The sequence below is a fragment of the Bradyrhizobium quebecense genome (assembly GCF_013373795.3).
GTDB lineage: Bacteria > Pseudomonadota > Alphaproteobacteria > Rhizobiales > Xanthobacteraceae > Bradyrhizobium > Bradyrhizobium quebecense.
Genome location: NZ_CP088022.1, coordinates 2,824,133 through 2,841,722 on the forward strand (window position 1 = coordinate 2,824,133; position 17,590 = coordinate 2,841,722).

The window sequence follows — 17,590 nt, forward strand, 5'->3', positions numbered from 1 at the left end:
CCTTGCATTGTCGACACTTCTTCCGCGAGTGTTGCATTTGGGAGACGGCGTTTCCGGTTGAATCAGCGTATAGCTACCAGTTATCAGACGGGCGCTCGCGTCTGAGATCGCGCTTCGGGACCTTTGGAAGCCGATCGGGAAGCTGGGGGTTTGATAATGAAGAAGTTTTTGCTCGCTACGGTTGCCCTGATTGCGTTCGCTGCGCCGGCCGCGGCCGCCGACCTCGCTGCGCGCCCCTACACCAAGGCGCCGCCGCCGATGATTGCCGCCGTCTATGACTGGAGCGGCTTCTACATCGGCGCCAACGGCGGCTGGGGCTCGAGCCACAATTGCTGGGACCAGGTCCCGGGCGGCATCCTGCTCGGCTCGGATGGTTGCCATGATGCGACTGGCGGCGTTGCCGGTGGCCAGATCGGCTATCGCTGGCAGGCCGGCGCCTGGGTGTTCGGCCTCGAAGCGCAGGGCGACTGGGCTGACCTGAAGGGCAGCAACAACAGCGCGATCTTCCCGGGTCTCTTCACCAACCAGAGCAAGATCGACGCGTTCGGCCTGTTCACCGGCCAGATCGGCTACGCCGTCAACAACGTGCTGCTCTACGCCAAGGGCGGTGCGGCGCTGACCGACAACCGCTTCAGCACCTACTTCACGCCGACCGGCGTCCTCGCCGGCAGCACCAGCGACACCCGCTGGGGCGGCACCATCGGCGCCGGCATCGAAGTCGGCTTCGCGCCGAACTGGACCGCCGGTGTCGAATACGACCACCTGTTCATGCAGGACAAGACCTACAACCTCACCACCCCGACCGGCGCGCTGTTCAGCAGCATCCGCGATCGCCAGGACGTCGACCTCGTCACCGTCCGCGTGAACTACAAGTGGGGCGGCCCGGTGGTTCCGCGCTACTGATCGAGCGACACTGATTTGATCCAAACGTAAGGGCCGGCCTCGCGCCGGCCTTTTTGTTTGCCTGGTCGGCTCGTTTGCGTGGTCGGTGCGCTTCCCAGGGCGGCGGCGGCTGGGGCACCAGCAACGAGACCTATCTCGGCGCACCGAACGATGCGGCATTCATCGGCACCCAAACCTCCAACACCAGCGGCGGCTTTGTCGGCGGCGTGATCGGCTACAATGTCCAGACCGGCCCCGTCGTGTTCGGCGTCGAGGGCGACTATCATTGGTCCGCCGTCACCGGCCGCTTGTCGGAGCGCCGAGCGTGCTCGACAGCTACTACACCGAGTTGCGCAGCTTCGGCGACATCAAGGGCCGGCTCGGCTACGCCGACGGCGCCACGCTGTGGTTCGTCAACGGCGGCGCCGCGGTCGGCGACATCCTGCACCGCTACAACGCCGGGCTCGCGCCGCCCTCGGTCTTGGCCAGCGACACGCGCTGGGGTTGGACCGCCGGCGACGGTGTCGAATACATGTTCGCCGCCAACTGGTCGGCCAAGCTCGAGTACAACTACATCGATCTCGGCAAGGTCGCGCCGATCCAGTACACGCCCGCGATCAACGATCGCTCGGAGTGGAAGGACACGTTCCACACCGTCAAGCTCGGCATCAATTACCACTTCAACACGACGAGCCCGGTCATATCAGCGAAAATGCTGAGCTACCCGCAGTCGCGCGCCGCACCTGCACAGCGAACACAAGAGCCGGCACTGCGCCGGCTTTTTCGTTGCGAGCAAGGCGCGCCTCGCGCGGGCCGTTTTCCGTGCATTGTGGTTTCACGGATACACAACTTCCAAGATTTCTATGTAGAAACACCTGATCGTCACACGACACTGCTGTGACGTTCCCTTCAATATTTGAAGGGACAACAAGAAAATGGGACTGGGACTTTGAAAATCAGGAATGTTTTGCTGGCATCGGCCGGCATGTTTGCCCTCAGCGCAATTGCACCGGCAATGGCCGCCGATATGGCGGCCCGCGCGCCTTACGTGAAGGCGCCGCCGCCGGCCGCGATCTACAACTGGACCGGCTTCTACATCGGCGGATTCGGTGGCTATGCCAGCGAGGAATCCGGCAACCCGAAGATGGAAGGCGGCTTCGCCGGCGGCACCATCGGCTACAACTGGCAGGCCGGTAACATCGTGTACGGCCTCGAGGCCGACGGCGCCTGGGCTGACGTCGACGCTTCGGTGAGCACGCTCGGCGTCACCGTGAAGAGCAAGGTCGACGCGCTCGGCACCGCGCGCGGCCGCATCGGCTTCGCCGTCGACAAGGTGCTGTTCTATGGCACCGGCGGCTACGCCTGGGTCGACAACAAGATCAGCGTCAGCGCGCTCGGCGTGACCGCTTCGCAGAGCAACTTCCACTCCGGCTGGACCGTCGGCGCCGGCATCGAGGCGTTCATCGCGCCGCAGTGGTCGGTCAAGGGCGAGTACCTGTATCGCAGCCTCGGCAGCGAGACCTACTTCGGCGTTCCCTCCCCCGACCTCAACCTGCACAGCGTCCAGTTCGGCGTGAACTATCACTTCGGCGGCCCGATCGTCGCCAAGTACTAAGCCAAGCACTGAGATCGATCTGCGATCAGATCGCACGGAAAGGCCGGCCTCACGCCGGCCTTTTTGCGTCAGAGCGTTCGAGCGAAGTGGATCCCGGTTCGCGTCAGGAAAACGCGTCAAAACAGAAATCCAGAGCCCCGTTCCGATTCCATCGGAATGGGAAAAGGCTCTAGCGGAACCGGGCCCTGCTGACGGCTGCTGCCATCAGGCAAACTATCCGTTGATGGACGCGACTCAGCACTGGAAATTGTCGGCCGTTCTTCCTACGTTCCAGTCTTCTCACCCATCGGCGCAAGGTCCCGGCAGCACCGGCGATGCGCGCCCAAAAGGCGCCCGATCATGCGCCCGGAAATGTCGCTATGGATGAAGTGCTCAAGGCGAAGCGCCAACAGAACGCCGGCTCCTCATCGCGCGCCATCACGATCCGCGGCGCGCGCGAACACAATCTGAAGAACATCGACGTCGAGATTCCGCGCGACAAGCTCGTGGTGTTCACCGGCCTGTCCGGCTCCGGCAAGTCGTCGCTCGCATTCGACACCATCTATGCCGAGGGCCAGCGCCGCTACGTCGAGTCGCTGTCGGCCTACGCGCGCCAGTTCCTCGAGATGATGCAGAAGCCGGATGTCGACCAGATCGACGGCCTGTCGCCGGCAATCTCGATCGAGCAGAAGACCACGTCAAAGAACCCGCGCTCCACCGTCGGCACCGTCACCGAAATCTACGACTACATGCGCCTGCTCTGGGCGCGCGTCGGCGTGCCCTATTCGCCGGCCACGGGGCTACCGATCGAGAGCCAGATCGTCTCGCAGATGGTCGACCGCGTGCTGGCGCTGCCGGAAGGCACCCGTCTCTATCTGCTGGCGCCGGTCGTGCGCGGCCGCAAGGGCGAGTACAAGAAGGAACTCGCCGAGTACCTCAAGAAGGGCTTTCAGCGTGTCAAGATCGACGGCACCTTCCATGAGTTGTCGGAGGCGCCCGCGCTCGACAAGAAATTCCCTCACGACATCGACGTCGTGGTCGACCGCATCGTGGTGCGCCCCGACCTCTCCCAGCGCCTCGCGGAAAGCTTCGAGACCGCCCTGAAGCTCGCCGAGGGCCTCGCCGTGATCGAGTATGCCGATGCGCCGGCGGCGGCACCGGCCGAGGACAAGAAGAAAACCGCAAAGATCCACGATAAGAGCGGCCCCGAGCGCATCCTGTTCTCGGAAAAATTCGCCTGCCCGGTCTCCGGCTTCACCATCCCCGAGATCGAGCCGCGGCTGTTCTCGTTCAACAACCCCTACGGCGCCTGCCCGGCTTGCGGCGGCCTCGGCGTCGAGCAGCACATCGACGAGGATCTGGTCATCCCCGACAAGGAGCTGACCCTGCGCAAGGGCGCGATCGCGCCGTGGGCGAAGTCGTCCTCGCCCTATTACATCCAGACCCTCACCGCGCTCGGCAAGCACTACAAGTTCACGCTCGACACCAAGTGGAAGGACCTGACCAAGAAGGTGCAGGCCGCGCTGCTGCACGGCTCGGGCGACGACGAGATCAAGTTCTCCTATGAGGACGGCGTCCGCTCCTACGACACCAAGAAGCCGTTCGAGGGCGTCGTCACCAACATCAACCGCCGCTACCGCGAGACCGAAAGCGAATGGGCGCGCGAGGAGCTCGGCAAGTATTTCTCCGACGTGCCCTGCGCCGGCTGCAACGGCTACCGGCTGAAGCCGGAGGCGCTGTGCGTCAAGATCGGCGGCAAGCATATCGGCGAGATCTCGGAGCTCTCGGTGAGGCGCGCCGGCGAATGGTTCGAGACGGTGCCGGAAGCGCTCAACGCGCAGCAGAACGAGATCGCGACGCGCATCCTGAAGGAGATCCGCGAGCGCCTGACCTTCCTGCTCGACGTCGGCCTGAACTATCTGACGCTGTCGCGCTCGTCAGGCACGCTGTCCGGCGGCGAGAGCCAGCGCATCCGCCTGGCCTCGCAGATCGGCTCGGGACTGACCGGCGTGCTCTACGTGCTGGACGAGCCGTCGATCGGCCTGCACCAGCGCGACAATGCCCGCCTGCTCGACACGCTGAAGCGGCTCCGCGACCTGGGCAATACCGTGGTCGTGGTCGAGCATGACGAGGACGCCATCCGGCTCGCCGACTATGTGCTCGATATCGGGCCCGGCGCCGGCATGCATGGCGGCCACATCGTCGCTGAGGGCACGCCCGACCAGATCATGCGCAACCCGAAATCGCTGACCGGCAAGTACCTCACCGGCGAGCTATCGGTCCCCGTGCCCGACCGGCGGCCGCCGAACCACCGGCGCACCATCAAGGTCATCAACGCCCGCGGCAACAATCTGAAGAACGTCTCGGCCGAGATCCCGCTCGGCCTGTTCACCTGCGTCACCGGCGTCTCCGGCGGCGGCAAGTCGACCCTGCTGATCGACACGCTCTACAAATCGATCGCGCGCAAGCTGAACAATGCCAGCGAAGGCGCGGCCCCGCACGACCGCATCGAGGGCCTCGAGCACATCGACAAGATCATCGACATCGACCAGTCGCCGATCGGCCGCACCCCGCGCTCCAATCCGGCGACCTATACCGGCGCCTTCACGCCGATCCGCGAATGGTTCGCCGGCCTCCCCGAGGCCAAGGCGCGCGGCTACGAGCCCGGGCGCTTCTCCTTCAACGTCAAGGGCGGCCGCTGCGAGGCCTGCCAGGGCGACGGCGTCATCAAGATCGAGATGCACTTCCTGCCCGACGTCTACGTCACCTGCGACACCTGCAAGGGCAAGCGCTACAACCGCGAGACGCTGGAGGTGCTGTTCAAGGGCAAGAGCATCGCCGACGTGCTCGACATGACGGTCGAGGAAGCCGCCGAGTTCTTCAAGGCGGTGCCGCGGGTGCGCGAGACGTTCCAGACCCTGCACCGCGTCGGCCTCGACTACATCCATGTCGGCCAGCAGGCCACCACGCTGTCCGGCGGCGAAGCCCAGCGCGTCAAGCTGGCCAAGGAGCTGTCAAAGCGCGCCACCGGCCGCACGCTCTACATCCTGGACGAGCCGACCACCGGCCTGCACTTCCACGACGTCGCAAAACTGCTCGAGGTGCTGCACGAGTTGGTCGCCCAGGGCAACACGGTGGTGGTGATCGAGCACAATCTCGAAGTCATCAAGACCGCCGACTGGGTCATCGACCTCGGCCCCGAAGGCGGCGACGGTGGCGGCGAGATCGTCGCCTGGGGTCCGCCCGAGGACATTGTCAAGGCGCCGCGCAGCTACACCGGCAAGTTTCTGGCGCCGGTGCTGAAGAAGGCGAACAGCAAGCCGAGGAAGAGCTCAGCGAGCGAGGCGGCGGAGTAGCAGGAGTGCCTCTGTACACATATTTCGCGAGCTACAGAGGGGCGACGTGTGCCGTGCAGGGCAGCTACAGCAACTACAAGGGCTTTGCACCACAGGCGCTTGCGCAGATTCCGGATGGTGCGCTTCCAGGGCTAACCCCAGCCATACGAAAAGACCTGGCCAAAGCTTGGGGCGAATGGGAGCAGGTGCCGGAATTATCGCGGGTGTGGCGGATCAGCTTTAAGGTGGGCGATCACGAGATGATCGTGTACGCGGTCGAAACTAAATCCTAGCCCAGCTCACGTCCTATCTTCCGCCCAACGAGAATTGTTAGCAAGTAGCCCGGATGAGTTCGTAGGGTGGATTAGCGAAGCGTAATCCACCGATCCCTTTGCGAAATTGCGGCGGGTTACGCCTAAGGCTACTAACCGGCCCTACGCGCTATCTCAATTCCCACGGTACGTAGCCATCTGCCAGACGTTTGCCCAGGAATCCCGGACTGTCGCTCGTCTGTCGCCATAAGGCGTATCCGCAGGCGTCTCGATCGATTCAGCGCCCGCCGCAATCGCCCGCCGATAAGTCTCGTCCGCGTTCTCAACGTAGACATAGAGAAAGGCCGGCATGGCCTCGCGGACGCCTCCACCGTCGCTGATCAGGATAATCGAGTCTCCGATCCGCATTTCCGTTGGCGCTCCGGACCGGACGTCGCCATCCGCGCCGAAAACGTCTCTCAGGAATCCGGTCAAGCCGCTGAGGTCGCTCGTGACAATACGCGGTATGACGGAAGGCCAGCCGACGGGCTTGAATGGGGACATGGGTCAGCCTTGACTAAACAACGACGATGCATCGTCGATCTAAGATACCGGGAAGCAAGTTGCCCGGATGAGCTAAGCGATATGCGGGACCGTCGGTAGTCGTCGACGACCGTCCCACATATCGCTTCGCTCACGCGGACTACGGAGCTCCAATCTGTGCGCGACCGGTCACGCCTGCGCCTTACACCGCCCAATAATTCGGGTGCGTGTATGCGTGTGAGCGGTCGCCCCAGTCGAACGCGTCACCGTCGAACTCGGACGGGCCGGTCCGCAGATCGTCCAGCGTCACCTCGGCCTCGAAGGCCTGGCGCTCGGGATCGAATTTCAAGGCCGTCCACCTGACCGGATAATGGTGGTGGCTGCTGAGCACGCCACCGGTCTTGATCACGGCGTAGGCCACCGTTCCGCTCACCTTGTCGAGCATCAGCCGCTCGATCGAACCGAGCTTCGTGCCGTCGCGCCCGAACACGCAGACATGCTCGACGCGGTCGCTGGGTACCAAGGTATGATGCATGGCATCCTCCCTATTTTCCCTGGTTCAGCTGACATTATAGCACCAGAGCACGCCGGATGTGCAGAGATCGCATCCATCGCGGCGCGCCAAACCCGCCTGCTCACCGCCGCGACTTCACCCACCGCAGCCAATCCGTTAGCGGCCGCCCCGATGCCTTCGCGGCGACTCCCGACCTTGGGCCGTCAAGCAAATTCGGCGGCGCCTTGATCCAGCGCAAAGTCCGGGACGGTCTTTTCGTCTACTGATTCCTTGAACCTTTTGCGTGGATCACTGCCATGGTCATCGACATTCTGTCCCGGGAGCACCGCAATATCGAGCGGCTACTTACCGTTCTTGAGCACGAGCTGGACATCTTCGATCACGCTGGCCGGCCGGACTACGAGGTGATCGGCAGCGTCATCGCCTATTTCGAGGTCTACACAGAACTCTATCATCACCGCCAGGAAGATCTGATATTCGCCAAGCTCCAGCTCCGCGATCCGGTCGCTGCCGCGAAAATCGGCGATCTTGCTCGCGAGCATCAAAAGGGCTCCGATCGCCTGCACCGCGTCGCGCATGCCGTCGCCAATGTGCGCGCCGGGGCCGAAATTCCGCGCGAGAATGTCGACGCCATCATCCGCGATTTCCTGGCGCACGAGCGGCGGCACATCATGATGGAAGACCGCGATTTCTTCCCGACCGCGGTCAAGGCATTGACGGCGCAGGACTGGGCCGAAATCGCGTCCGCCCTGTCCCCGCACAAAGACCCGTTGTTCAGCGATGTGACCGAAGCGCGATTCGACGTCCTGCGCGACCACATCATGGAGCTGGAGAAGGAGGCGGAAGCCGAGCGGCATTAGCCACCATGCCGGGCGGCTGCCGGCACATCGACCCACATCTCACCGATTACAAGCCAATCCATTTCCGGAGACTCTCATGATGGGAATGAAATTCGGCGCCGCCTGGTCTGTCGGCAGCGTCGCGCTCGCCGCCGCCTTGCTCGCGACATCTCCGGCGCCGGTCCGGGCGATGGACGGTGACCCGATCGCGGGCCAGGCCATCTTCCAGCGCACTTGTGTGAACTGCCATTCGCTCGATGTCGGCGTGAACAAGGTCGGCCCGAGCCTGTGGCACGTCGTTGGCCGCCAGCCGGCGTCGGTCCAGGGCTTCGACTATTCGGACGCCATGCGCGGCACCAAGACGCCCTGGGACGTGGCGGCGCTGGATACCTACCTCGCCGATCCCCGCGGGGACGTTCACGGTGCGAAGATGTTCTTCAAGGGGCTGCCCGACGCCCATGATCGCGCCGACGTCATTGCCTATCTGAAGACAGCGCGCTGAAACTCGCAGCGCGTGTGCGATGAAGGAGCCCGCATGTCGCTTCGCTCAGGCGGGCTACCGGCCGCAGCTACTCCGTCCGCCTGAGAAACGCCCCGAACGCCCTTGGGCCGTCGCCGACCTTCACCTCGCCGATCACCTTCATCTCGGCGGCATCGATCACACTCAGCGTGTTGCTCTCCCAGTTCGCGACCACGATGCGCTTGCCGTCGGCCGTCGCCTCGATGCCCTCGGGATAGTCGCCGACCGTGATCCGCTTCACCGGCTGCAAGGTCGCGAGGTCGAACACGCTGACCTTACCGTCATACTGGTCGGTGACGAAACCGCGGCCCTGCGCCAGCGCCACGGCATAGGGGCGCAGGCCGACATGGACGCGGCCGATCTCGCACGCGGTCGCGATGTCGATCACGGAGACGTCGTTGGAGCCGACATTGGCAGTGTAGGCGCGCTTGCCTTCGGCATCGATGATGACGCCGAACGGACGGGTCCCGACCTTCACGATCCCTCGCCGCTCGTGCGCGGAAATGTCTGTTATCGACACGCTGTCGTCGTCGCGATCGGCCGAGAGCAGCAGCCGCCCGTCCGGCGTCACGGCAAGCCCGGACGGCGAAGCGCCGACCGCAAGACTGGCGACGACCCGCCGCTCCCCGGCATCGATCACCCGCACCGCGGCGGCGAACCAGTCGGCGACATAGACGGTCGCGCCGTCGGGTGCCACCGCGATGCCGAGCGGCCCGCCGCCGACCTCGATCCGGCCGACCACCTTGCGCGCCGACGCATCGACCATCGTGACCGCCTTGGCATCGGGGCTCGTCACATAGGCAAAGCGGCCGTCATGGCTGACGGCAACGCCCGCGGGCTTGCCGCCGATCGGGATCGTCGCAACCGGCTTCGAGGTCGCAAGATCGACCACCGTGAGATCGTCGCTGAGCTGGTTGGTGACGAACGCCTCCTCGGCGCGGGCGCCACTGAAGCCGGCGAGCAGCGCCAGCAGCGCGATCGCGCGCATGCTCAGCTTCCGCTCTCGATCTTCTTCTTCAGCGCCGCCAGCCCGCCTCTGTAGAGCTCGCTCACCGCCTTCACCGCGGCCTCGTCGTTCAGCTCCGGCGGCGGATCGTTGTTCGGAAAGCCGCGATAGAACGCGCCGGCCCATTCCAGCTTCGCTTTGCCGCCCGGCGCCGGCGACACCGACAGCGTCGAGGAGTAATTGGTGACGGGCAGCACCTTCACGTCGACAGCCGTGATCCGGTACGAATAGCTCATCATCTCGGGCTCGTATTTGTAGAGCTCCTCGTCGATGGTAATGCCGGGCGCCAGGGTCAGCCGCCGCGTGGCGCCGATCTCGTTGCCCTTCTCGCCCTCGGTCTTGGCGACACCGGCAAGCCAGCTCATGTCCTGGAAATTGCCGATCACGGCCCACACCTTGGCCTGCGGCGCATCGATCTCGATCGATTCCCGCACCTTCTGGCGGGTCGGCCCATGGGCCCAAGCGGCCCCCAATACAGCCAATGCCGCCACCACCACGCCAGCCTTCGCGAACGTCAACCTCATCCTTGGTCACTCCCGATGTCTATCGGTCATGCGTCGCCTGGCGCATGCCGCAGTTTATGATTGGAGGTTCTAGACCAGATCGGCGACCCGCTTCTTGCACCAGAGCGAAGTCGCGGCCGGCGGCTTCCCCGGGAGGCCAGCCCGCCGGGATCGGCGTCAGTCCTCGATCGCCGCCTCGACGAACCCTTTCGGATCGTCGCAGAACTCGCGCATCAGCCGGTAGTGATCGGTCTCCCGCAGGCTGACCGGCTCGAGCCCGTATTTGCTCAGCCGCAGCAGCGTCGCGTCGGGATAGGCCATCAGGACCGGCGCATGCGTGGCCATGATCACCTGGCAGTGGCCGGTGCCGTTCATCCGGTGCAGCAGCTTGAGGAATTCGATCTGCCGTGACGGCGACAGCGCCGATTCCGGCTCGTCGAAGATGAAGATGCCCTGCCGCTGGCAGCGCTCCTCGAAGAAGCGCAGGAAACCCTCACCGTGGGAATGCGACAGGAAGTCGGGCGGCAGCCCGCCGGCGTCCTGCGCTGCCTCGTCCAGATACCTTGCCACCGAGAAGAAGCTCTCGGCGCGGAAGAACCAGCCGTTGGTGATCTTGGGCAGCCAGCTCGCGCGCAGCGCTGACGCCAGCGAGCCGCCCATTTTCTCCAGCGCACGACCATGGTCGACCGGCCGATAGCCCTTGCCGCCGCCGGCATCGTCATAGCCGGCCATCACGGCGATGCCCTCGAGCAGCGTCGACTTGCCGGTGCCGTTCTCGCCGACGATGATGGTGATCGCCCGATCGAAGCTGAGTTCGAATTCGTCGCGCAGCAGCGGCAGCACGAACGGATATGCGTTGCGATCGGGAATGCGCTCGGGATCGAGCCAGACGCGCCTCAGATACGGCGCCGGCATGTTGATCGGGCGGTGTCGTGCTCTGGCCATCGGCGCGGATCCGGGGAAACAACGGCAGGTGGCCCAGCTTATATGATAGGAGCCCGCCGCAATCCTAGATGGCCCGATGTCCCATGCCTAGCAAAGCTTACGCCCGCTTCCGCGAGGCGATCCTCACCGAGCAGCAGGTGGTCTGCAGCTATGACGATCGGCCGCGCGAGCTCTGCCCGCATATCATCGGCCACAGCAAGAGCGGTGAAGAGGTCGTGCTGGCGTGGCAGTTCGCCGGCGAAAGTTCGGGCAAGCTGCCGCAATGGCGCTGCCTGCGGCTTGCCCAGGTCAGCGCGATCAGCTTGCGCAAGGGTCGCTGGCACGAAGGTGGCTCGCACCGCACCGAGCAGACCTGTGTCAGTGCGATCGACCTCGACATCAACATCCATGTCCGCAAGCGGCGGTGAGCGGCCCTTACCTGTCGCGAGGATGCAGATGTGTGTCTCACAGGCGGCGTCACACACTCGCCGTCGTCCCGGCGAAGGCCGGGACGACGCGCGGGATGGAGTACGCCCCGCCCCTACGGCCGCTCCGCCTCCTCCAGAACTTCCAGCACCAACTCCATCGTCATCAGCACGGGATTGTCGCCGCGCACCAGGCGTCCCTCGGCGATGCCGCCGAGATAGTCGACCAGCGCGACGTCGAGACTGGCGCGCACCCGACGATTGGCGTCGGGCGCGATCTGGCCCGCGGTCACCGCGAGCTCGGTCGCGAACGGCACCACGCTGTGGCCATCGCTGAAGGCCGCGCCGATGGTCGAGCCGACGCCGCCATGCAGCCGCGCGCGCAGGATGCCGTGCTGGCGACAGAAGCCTTCCAGCGCACAGGCGAAATCCTGGTTCGGGCGCAGCCGCAACGCGAAGGCATGACTCGTGGTCTTCGCCCCGCGCGGCGCGCTGGCGACCGGACCGAACAGCTTGAAATTGGTCTCGCTGTCGGGCTCGGCCACAAACGTCGCGCCGTCGATGCCGAACGCGCTGACCTCGAACGGCTCGGCGACGATGGTCTCATCCGGCAGCATGTGTCCGCCATTGAAGCGGCCGTCGGCCTCGGTCCACAACCCGTGGCAATGGAAAAACGGTGTGCCGTCGCGTTCGCCGAAGGTCAGCGCCGCGAGCTTGAGCCGTGTCACGCCGTCGGGACGGAACGTGTCGCTGTAGAACGCAGCGTTGACGCCGTCCTTCGACAGCGCCGGCATCACATAGGCGAACGGCCCGAGCGCGCCACCCTTGGCGCCCAGCACGCCGCCGGAAAATCCCTCCGCCGCAAAGCCGCGGCGCACGGCTTCGAGCAAGGGAATGCCGGCCTGCAGCACGAAGGAAAAGGCGCGGCCGCGCGCGCCGACCCATTGGATGCGCTCGGCGACCGCAGCGCCGGGCTGGGCGATGCTGCGCATCGCCTCACGCGCCCGTCGATTTGGCGATCACCTCGAGCAGCCCGCGCGCCTCGAGCTCGTCGCGGATCAGCCGCTTCGGCACCTTGCCGTAGCCGGACTTCGGCAGCGCCTCCCAGAAGAAGAAGCGCTTCGGCATCTTGTAGCGCGGCACCTTTGGCGCGAGGTACGCCGCAAGCTCCGCCTCCGCGACCGCCTCGGTGCCCTCGCGCGCGACGCAGACGGCGACACCGACCTCGCCCCAGAACGGATCGGGCACGCCGAGCACGGCGACCTCGCCGACCGCGGGATGGGTCAAGAGCTTCTCCTCGATCTCGCGCGGATAGATGTTGGAGCCGCCGGAGATGTACATGTCGGAGGCGCGGCCGGTGATGTATACGAAGCCCTCCTCGTCCATGTGGCCGAGGTCGCCGGTGCGAAACCAGCCGTCGCGGAACGCCTTCGCGTTGGCTTCGGGGTTGTCGTAGTAGCCGGCGAACACACCGGGCCCGATCACGCAGATCTCGCCGGTCTCGTGCGCCTTCAGCTCGCTTCCGTCGTCACCCTGGATCGAGACCTGCATGCCGGTGCGCTCGAAGCCGCAGGTGCCGATCCGGGCATGCGGTCCGTCCTCCGTATCGTGCAGACCGGGCGGCAGCACGGTGATGTTGCCGGTGACCTCGCCGAGGCCGAAATACTGCACGAGCACACCGCCGAGCTTGTTCAGCGCCGCCTTCTGGTCCTCGCGATACATCGGCGCGCCGGCGTAGATGATGTAGCGCAGCGAGGAGTGGTCATGCTGGTCGGCGGCGGGATGCTCGACCATCATCTTCAGGATGGTCGGCACCGTGAACATGTTGCTGACGCGGTATTTGGCGATCAACCGGTACGCCTCGGCGATGTCGAATTTCTCGGACGACAGCAGGATGGTCGGCACGCCGCGCGCGGCCTGCACCAACTGGTGCACGCCGGCGCCATGCGACAGCGGCGCCACCACCAGCGAGGCGTCGTCTTCGGTGGTGCCGGGCATCAGGTCGGCGAGATGGTTGGTGATCACGAAGGCCATCTGGCCGTGGGTCAAGACCGCGGCCTTGGAGCGGCCGGTGGTGCCGGAGGTGAAGAAGAACCAGCAGGGATCGTCGTACTCGACCGGCGTGTTCTCGACCGCGGCACCAGCGTGCTTGGCGATGACGTCGCCGACGGTCGCCTCGCCGAACGTGCCCTCCTCGCCGATCCGCCAGACGAATTCGAGCGCGGGAGTGGCGGCCGCCTTGGCGTGCTCGGGGAAGTCGGCATGGCAAAGGAACGCCTTGGCGCCGGAGGCCGACGCCAGATAGGCGACCTCGTCGGGCATCAGGCGGAAATTGGTCGGTACCCAGACCGCGCCGAGCCGGAAGGCCGCGAACATCGACCAGAACATCTCGTCGCAGTTCTTGGAATGCACCAGGATGCGGTCGCCCTTGCTGATGCCGCGCGCGGCAAGCGCTGCCGCCAGCGCCGAGACGTTCTGGTCGATATGGCGCCAGGACCAGGCCTTCTCGTTCCAGATGAAGCCGGGACGATCGCCATGGCGGCGGGCGTTCTGGGTCAGGATGTAGGCGAGGTTCATCACCCGGCGCGACACCCGCGCGATCCCGCCGCGCGGCGCGGTCACCTCGGTCCCGCTCATTGCCGCCCCGCCGATACGCGCAACAGAGAGGACATGGTCAGGACGGTCATCGGCTGTTTCCTCGGTCAGAACCGGGCGTCTTCAAGCGCCGCAAGGGATTGGTGTCACCCGGTTTATCGCCAAGCAGCGCGCCTCGGCAAGGCCCGCCGGGCGCGGCGCGATGATACCGCGCCGGCGGTCGCCAACCCGACAATGCCTGGCCCGACAGTACCTGGCCGGAGGCCGCTATTGCGGATGCTTGGCCAGGTCCTGCTCGCTCAGGTTCCAGTCCTGCCAGAGCTGCAAGGCGCCGATCATGGCGACCAGCCCTCCGAGCAGGATGTGCCAGAGCTGCAGCGCCTGGTCTTCCGAATAGCCGAAGATGTTGGGCGACGCGATCAGCCAGAGGCCGAGCACGATGCTCGCCACCTCCTCCCAGCGGTGCAGCGCGACATATTCGAGCTGAGCGAGGCCCAGCACCAGCATGCCGACCACGAAGCTGTTGAGCACCAGGTGGCTGCGCTCGACATCGACGACGTCGCTGACCTGGATCGGAAACCAGGGCGAGACCATGATCAGCACGCCGAGCAGCATGCCGAGCCAGTCCTCCCAGGGGCGGTGTGTGCCGAAGAAACGATTGTCCGACATGACGAACCTCCTTGCGACAAGGGGCATACGTCAGCGGCCGGCCTCACCACTCGGTACCAGACGACCGTCGGGCCGCATCCGGGGGCGTATGTCTGGGAACAAGCCTAATCGAATTGCATCGGCCCGCAAGGCCCGATCGGCGTGTGTGCGATGCGACAGGATCGAGGGCACCCGGCACCGCGCGTTAGCGCGCCCCGCCAAGCCGCGCGAGCGCCTCCCTGGCGGACTTCAGATCGGGCTGCAGCTCCAGCGCCTTGCGAAAATCGGCCGCCGCGCCTTTGCTGTCGCCGAGCCGCAGCTTGGCCTGGCCGCGGTTGTTCCAAGAATAGACGTCGGCGGGATCGTATTGCAGCGCCTTGTCGTAGTCGGCGAGCCCGCCCTTATTGTCGCCCTGGAAGAGCCGGATCATGCCGCGGTTGCGCCAGCCGCGCGCATCGGTCGGCGCAATCTTCGCCGCCTCGCCGTAATCGGCGGCAGCGCGATCGAGCTGCTCGGCATCGCGATAGACATTGCCGCGGTTGATGTAGGCGAGCGCGTTGGGCTCGAGCTTGATCTCGGTGGTGTAGTCGGCGATCGCATGCGCCGCATCGCGCTTGCGGTAATAGACAAAGCCGCGATTGCCATAGGCGGTGGCGAGCTGCGGATTGTATTTGATGGCGAGGCTGAGATCGGCCAGCGCGCGGTCGAGATCGCCCTTGTTGAGCCACGCATCGCCGCGATTGTTGTAGGCCAGCGCGAAGGCCGGATCGATGCGGATCGCCTCGTCGTAATCGGCGATCGCATGGTCGAGATCGCGCTTCAAGGCGTAAACCCGGCCGCGGTTGGTGTAGGCACAGGCATAGGCGGGATCGAGCTTGATGGCCTCGTTGAGGTCGGCAAGCGCGGCGTCGAGCTCACGCTTTTCGGTCAGTCCGTGGCCGCGGTTGCAATAGGCCCCGGCCAGCCGCCTCCCGGTCTGGGTCTTGCCGTCGATCACGGCCGTGCAGGCGGTGACGCGATCGCCTGGGTCCGTCGTGGCGCCGATGCAAGTCTGCCAGCTAGGATCATCGGCTGCCGCCGCTTTCGGAGGATTTGGCAGCGTCAACGCGGCGCCGAGCAATGCGGCGGTCAGGCAGGCCAAAATGCGCATCTCGTCAATCCACAAATGTCAATTTGCGGGTTGGTCGCGGCTTTGCACCGGCGGGTTCACGGGCTTAGATCAAGGCCAGTGAATCAACCGGGATTTTGCAATGGCTGCCGTCCGCGACAACAAGGCCGAGAGGCGCTTCGAGCTCGATACCGAGGGCGGCACAGCCTTTGCGAATTACCGGCAGACGCCCGCTGCCGTCATCATCACCCATACCGAGACACCGCGCGCCCTGCGCGGCCGTGGCATCGCATCGGAGCTGGTCAAGGGCGCGCTGGAGCTGATCCGCGCCGACGGCCACAAGGTGATCGCCGGCTGCAGCTTCGTGGTGGACTACCTCGACAAGCATCCGGAATACGCGGATCTTGCGGGTTAGCACCGCGTTCGTCAGACGATCTTGATCGACATGTCGGGCAGGCCCTCGAGCTTGCAGAGCAGCACGTCGCCCTTGACCACCGGGCCCACGTTCTCCGGCGTTCCGGAATAGATGATGTCGCCGGCCTTGAGCTCGAAGGCCTCGGAGAGTTTTGCGATCTGCTCGGCGACGCTCCAGATCATGTTCTTCAGATCCGAGCTCTGTCGCACCGTGCCGTTGACCGCGAGCGAGATCGCGCCCCGCGTGAAATGGCCGGTCTTATCAGCCGGATGAATCGGCCCGAGTACCGCGGCGTGGTCAAAGCTCTTGCCGATCTCCCACGGCTTCTTCTCCGCGGCCATGCCGTTCTGCAAATCGCGCCGCGTCATGTCGAGGCCGAGCGCGTAGCCATAGACGTGATCGAGCGCCTTGTCGGCGGGGATGTTGGTGCCGCCGGACCTCAGCGCGGCGACCAGCTCGACCTCATGGTGATAGTTCTTGGTCAGCGACGGATAGGGATGATCGGCGACCGTGCCGATCGCGACATTCTGGATCGCATCCGTCGGCTTCTGGAAGAAGAACGGCGGCTCGCGGCTCGGATCGGAGCCCCGCTCGATCGCATGCGCGGCGTAGTTGCGGCCGATGCAGTAGATGCGGCGGACCTGGAACACCTCGGTAGCGCCGACGATCGGGATCGTCACGGCCGGGACCGCTAACAACGCCTTCGGCGCCTCGGCGTGGGCCGGCGCGGATTGCGCGGCGGCGCCGGCCAGTGCGAGGGCGCCGGTCGCAAGCATCGTCCGGCGATCGAGATCAGTCGTCGGAGTTTTCGTGGGAGTTTTCATGGGCGTTCTCCTTCTTGTCCGCCGATCTATAGATGCTCGCCGGCCCATAAAAAAGGGCCCGCGCTGGCGCGGGCCCTGGCGGTGTGTGGGATGGCGATCCCGTCAGTGCTTGATATCCGGGGGCGGCTTGCCGCCATTGGCCGCGAGCTTCGTCATCACCTGCTTGTGCAGCCAGATGTTCATGCTGGCGGAATCGTTGGTGTCGCCGGTGTAACCGAGCTCCTTGGCGAGCTCCTTGCGCGCCGACAGGCTGGAGTCGATGTCGAGCGCCTTCATCAGATCGACGATCGAGGTCCGCCACTCGAGCTTCTCGCCCTTCGCGGCAACCGCCTTGTCGAGGATGGGGGCGACGTCGACGGACTGCGCGGGCGCCGCACCGGCGGGTACCGCGGCAGGAGACGGCGAGGCGCTACCGGATCCACCGGCGGGAGCTGCGCTTGTGGCCGTCCCGCCGGCGGGCGCGGCGCTGGCGCTGCTGCCGAAGATCGCGCCCATGATTCTTCCGAAAATGCTCATCGTTCGCTCCCAAGAGAGTTGAGATGTGAAGGCCACGCGGCAATGCACCGGCTGACCGAGGTCGCAGTTCAAGTGTATCGCTCCCTCAATACCTTGCCAATGCGACATTCACTTAAGCGTGAGTGCTTTTGGCGCGGTTTGGGAGTAC

20 protein-coding genes are annotated in these 17,590 nt (G+C 65.2%); 9 read left to right on the forward strand and 11 right to left on the reverse strand.

Annotated features, from left to right (window positions below; all coding sequences use genetic code 11):
• Positions 1 to 156: 156 nt before the first annotated feature.
• The 5 genes from HU230_RS13525 to HU230_RS13545 all read left to right on the forward strand — a co-directional run bounded on the left by HU230_RS13525 (position 157) and on the right by HU230_RS13545 (position 6,104).
• Positions 157 to 903 carry an outer membrane protein gene (locus HU230_RS13525; protein ID WP_176531238.1) on the forward strand — a complete coding sequence of 249 codons (747 nt, stop codon included), beginning with the start codon at positions 157 to 159 and terminating at the stop codon, positions 901 to 903.
• A 304-nt stretch (positions 904 to 1,207) separates the two neighbouring features.
• On the forward strand, positions 1,208 to 1,783 hold the full coding sequence (locus HU230_RS43835) for an outer membrane protein (protein ID WP_338077412.1): 576 nt from the start codon (positions 1,208 to 1,210) through the stop codon (positions 1,781 to 1,783).
• A 54-nt stretch (positions 1,784 to 1,837) separates the two neighbouring features.
• Positions 1,838 to 2,497: an outer membrane protein gene (locus HU230_RS13535; protein ID WP_176535031.1), complete on the forward strand. Its 660-nt coding sequence runs from the start codon at positions 1,838 to 1,840 to the stop codon at positions 2,495 to 2,497.
• Between the two features lie 359 nt (positions 2,498 to 2,856).
• The gene (gene uvrA / locus HU230_RS13540; RefSeq protein ID WP_176531237.1) at positions 2,857 to 5,832 is read left to right on the forward strand and encodes an excinuclease ABC subunit UvrA; all 2,976 of its coding nucleotides are present in this window, start codon (positions 2,857 to 2,859) and stop codon (positions 5,830 to 5,832) included.
• Between the two features lie 53 nt (positions 5,833 to 5,885).
• Positions 5,886 to 6,104, forward strand: a complete 219-nt coding sequence (locus HU230_RS13545) for a hypothetical protein (protein ID WP_176531236.1) — start codon at positions 5,886 to 5,888, stop codon at positions 6,102 to 6,104.
• A 153-nt stretch (positions 6,105 to 6,257) separates the two neighbouring features.
• Here HU230_RS13545 and HU230_RS13550 read toward each other — a convergent pair whose 3' ends face one another.
• The gene (locus tag HU230_RS13550; RefSeq protein WP_176531235.1) at positions 6,258 to 6,626 is read right to left on the reverse strand and encodes a VOC family protein; all 369 of its coding nucleotides are present in this window, start codon (positions 6,624 to 6,626) and stop codon (positions 6,258 to 6,260) included.
• A gap of 181 nt (positions 6,627 to 6,807) precedes the next feature.
• Positions 6,808 to 7,140: a PRC-barrel domain-containing protein gene (locus HU230_RS13555; protein WP_176531234.1), complete on the reverse strand. Its 333-nt coding sequence runs from the start codon at positions 7,138 to 7,140 to the stop codon at positions 6,808 to 6,810.
• A gap of 275 nt (positions 7,141 to 7,415) precedes the next feature.
• Here HU230_RS13555 and HU230_RS13560 point away from each other — a divergent pair, with 275 nt between their 5' ends.
• Positions 7,416 to 7,979: a hemerythrin domain-containing protein gene (locus HU230_RS13560; RefSeq protein ID WP_176531233.1), complete on the forward strand. Its 564-nt coding sequence runs from the start codon at positions 7,416 to 7,418 to the stop codon at positions 7,977 to 7,979.
• A gap of 85 nt (positions 7,980 to 8,064) precedes the next feature.
• Positions 8,065 to 8,460: a c-type cytochrome gene (locus HU230_RS13565; RefSeq protein ID WP_176531232.1), complete on the forward strand. Its 396-nt coding sequence runs from the start codon at positions 8,065 to 8,067 to the stop codon at positions 8,458 to 8,460.
• 67 nt (positions 8,461 to 8,527) lie between these two features.
• On the opposite strand, the gene HU230_RS13570 is transcribed toward HU230_RS13565, so the two are convergent.
• The 3 genes from HU230_RS13570 to HU230_RS13580 form a co-directional block, all read right to left on the reverse strand.
• Positions 8,528 to 9,466 (reverse strand): YVTN family beta-propeller repeat protein, encoded by a 939-nt coding sequence (locus HU230_RS13570; protein WP_176531231.1) that lies wholly within the window; start codon positions 9,464 to 9,466, stop codon positions 8,528 to 8,530.
• Between the two features lie 2 nt (positions 9,467 to 9,468).
• Positions 9,469 to 10,008: an SRPBCC family protein gene (locus HU230_RS13575; RefSeq protein ID WP_176531230.1), complete on the reverse strand. Its 540-nt coding sequence runs from the start codon at positions 10,006 to 10,008 to the stop codon at positions 9,469 to 9,471.
• A gap of 156 nt (positions 10,009 to 10,164) precedes the next feature.
• Positions 10,165 to 10,932, reverse strand: a complete 768-nt coding sequence (locus HU230_RS13580) for an AAA family ATPase (protein ID WP_176531229.1) — start codon at positions 10,930 to 10,932, stop codon at positions 10,165 to 10,167.
• An 83-nt stretch (positions 10,933 to 11,015) separates the two neighbouring features.
• Between HU230_RS13580 and HU230_RS13585 the strand changes: the two genes are divergently transcribed.
• Positions 11,016 to 11,339 (forward strand): hypothetical protein, encoded by a 324-nt coding sequence (locus tag HU230_RS13585; protein ID WP_176531228.1) that lies wholly within the window; start codon positions 11,016 to 11,018, stop codon positions 11,337 to 11,339.
• Between the two features lie 113 nt (positions 11,340 to 11,452).
• Here HU230_RS13585 and HU230_RS13590 read toward each other — a convergent pair whose 3' ends face one another.
• The 4 genes from HU230_RS13590 to HU230_RS13605 form a co-directional block, all read right to left on the reverse strand.
• Entirely contained in the window at positions 11,453 to 12,328 is an 876-nt protein-coding gene (locus tag HU230_RS13590) for a PCC domain-containing protein (protein ID WP_176531227.1), read from the reverse strand.
• A gap of 4 nt (positions 12,329 to 12,332) precedes the next feature.
• Positions 12,333 to 13,973 carry an acyl-CoA synthetase gene (locus HU230_RS13595; RefSeq protein WP_176531226.1) on the reverse strand — a complete coding sequence of 547 codons (1,641 nt, stop codon included), beginning with the start codon at positions 13,971 to 13,973 and terminating at the stop codon, positions 12,333 to 12,335.
• A 225-nt stretch (positions 13,974 to 14,198) separates the two neighbouring features.
• Positions 14,199 to 14,600: an SPW repeat protein gene (locus tag HU230_RS13600; RefSeq protein WP_176531225.1), complete on the reverse strand. Its 402-nt coding sequence runs from the start codon at positions 14,598 to 14,600 to the stop codon at positions 14,199 to 14,201.
• 184 nt (positions 14,601 to 14,784) lie between these two features.
• A complete protein-coding gene (locus HU230_RS13605; RefSeq protein WP_176531224.1) occupies positions 14,785 to 15,729 on the reverse strand; it encodes a tetratricopeptide repeat protein in 945 nt (314 codons plus the stop codon).
• 100 nt (positions 15,730 to 15,829) lie between these two features.
• Between HU230_RS13605 and HU230_RS13610 the strand changes: the two genes are divergently transcribed.
• Positions 15,830 to 16,102, forward strand: coding sequence for a GNAT family N-acetyltransferase (locus HU230_RS13610; RefSeq protein ID WP_176531223.1), 273 nt, complete (start codon positions 15,830 to 15,832; stop codon positions 16,100 to 16,102).
• A gap of 11 nt (positions 16,103 to 16,113) precedes the next feature.
• Here HU230_RS13610 and HU230_RS13615 read toward each other — a convergent pair whose 3' ends face one another.
• Together HU230_RS13615 and HU230_RS13620 are read right to left on the reverse strand one after the other, a co-directional pair.
• Complete coding sequence (locus HU230_RS13615) at positions 16,114 to 16,926, reverse strand: fumarylacetoacetate hydrolase family protein (RefSeq protein ID WP_176531222.1); 813 nt, start codon at positions 16,924 to 16,926, stop codon at positions 16,114 to 16,116.
• Between the two features lie 102 nt (positions 16,927 to 17,028).
• A complete protein-coding gene (locus HU230_RS13620; RefSeq protein WP_176531221.1) occupies positions 17,029 to 17,442 on the reverse strand; it encodes a DUF3597 domain-containing protein in 414 nt (137 codons plus the stop codon).
• Between the last annotated feature and the right edge of the window lie 148 nt (positions 17,443 to 17,590).

Excerpts from the sequence above, each read along its gene's own strand:
- HU230_RS13525 (WP_176531238.1), top strand. The coding sequence starts at position 157 with ATGAAGAAGTTTTTGCTCGCTACGGTTGCCCTGATTGCGTTCGCTGCG.
- uvrA (WP_176531237.1), top strand. The coding sequence starts at position 2,857 with ATGGATGAAGTGCTCAAGGCGAAGCGCCAACAGAACGCCGGCTCCTCA.
- HU230_RS13550 (WP_176531235.1), bottom strand. The coding sequence starts at position 6,626 with ATGTCCCCATTCAAGCCCGTCGGCTGGCCTTCCGTCATACCGCGTATT.
- HU230_RS13555 (WP_176531234.1), bottom strand. The coding sequence starts at position 7,140 with ATGCATCATACCTTGGTACCCAGCGACCGCGTCGAGCATGTCTGCGTG.
- HU230_RS13560 (WP_176531233.1), top strand. The coding sequence starts at position 7,416 with ATGGTCATCGACATTCTGTCCCGGGAGCACCGCAATATCGAGCGGCTA.
- HU230_RS13565 (WP_176531232.1), top strand. The coding sequence starts at position 8,065 with ATGAAATTCGGCGCCGCCTGGTCTGTCGGCAGCGTCGCGCTCGCCGCC.
- HU230_RS13570 (WP_176531231.1), bottom strand. The coding sequence starts at position 9,466 with ATGCGCGCGATCGCGCTGCTGGCGCTGCTCGCCGGCTTCAGTGGCGCC.
- HU230_RS13575 (WP_176531230.1), bottom strand. The coding sequence starts at position 10,008 with ATGAGGTTGACGTTCGCGAAGGCTGGCGTGGTGGTGGCGGCATTGGCT.
- HU230_RS13580 (WP_176531229.1), bottom strand. The coding sequence starts at position 10,932 with ATGGCCAGAGCACGACACCGCCCGATCAACATGCCGGCGCCGTATCTG.
- HU230_RS13585 (WP_176531228.1), top strand. The coding sequence starts at position 11,016 with ATGCCTAGCAAAGCTTACGCCCGCTTCCGCGAGGCGATCCTCACCGAG.
- HU230_RS13590 (WP_176531227.1), bottom strand. The coding sequence starts at position 12,328 with ATGCGCAGCATCGCCCAGCCCGGCGCTGCGGTCGCCGAGCGCATCCAA.
- HU230_RS13595 (WP_176531226.1), bottom strand. The coding sequence starts at position 13,973 with ATGAGCGGGACCGAGGTGACCGCGCCGCGCGGCGGGATCGCGCGGGTG.
- HU230_RS13600 (WP_176531225.1), bottom strand. The coding sequence starts at position 14,600 with ATGTCGGACAATCGTTTCTTCGGCACACACCGCCCCTGGGAGGACTGG.
- HU230_RS13605 (WP_176531224.1), bottom strand. The coding sequence starts at position 15,729 with ATGCGCATTTTGGCCTGCCTGACCGCCGCATTGCTCGGCGCCGCGTTG.
- HU230_RS13610 (WP_176531223.1), top strand. The coding sequence starts at position 15,830 with ATGGCTGCCGTCCGCGACAACAAGGCCGAGAGGCGCTTCGAGCTCGAT.
- HU230_RS13615 (WP_176531222.1), bottom strand. The coding sequence starts at position 16,926 with ATGAAAACTCCCACGAAAACTCCGACGACTGATCTCGATCGCCGGACG.
- HU230_RS13620 (WP_176531221.1), bottom strand. The coding sequence starts at position 17,442 with ATGAGCATTTTCGGAAGAATCATGGGCGCGATCTTCGGCAGCAGCGCC.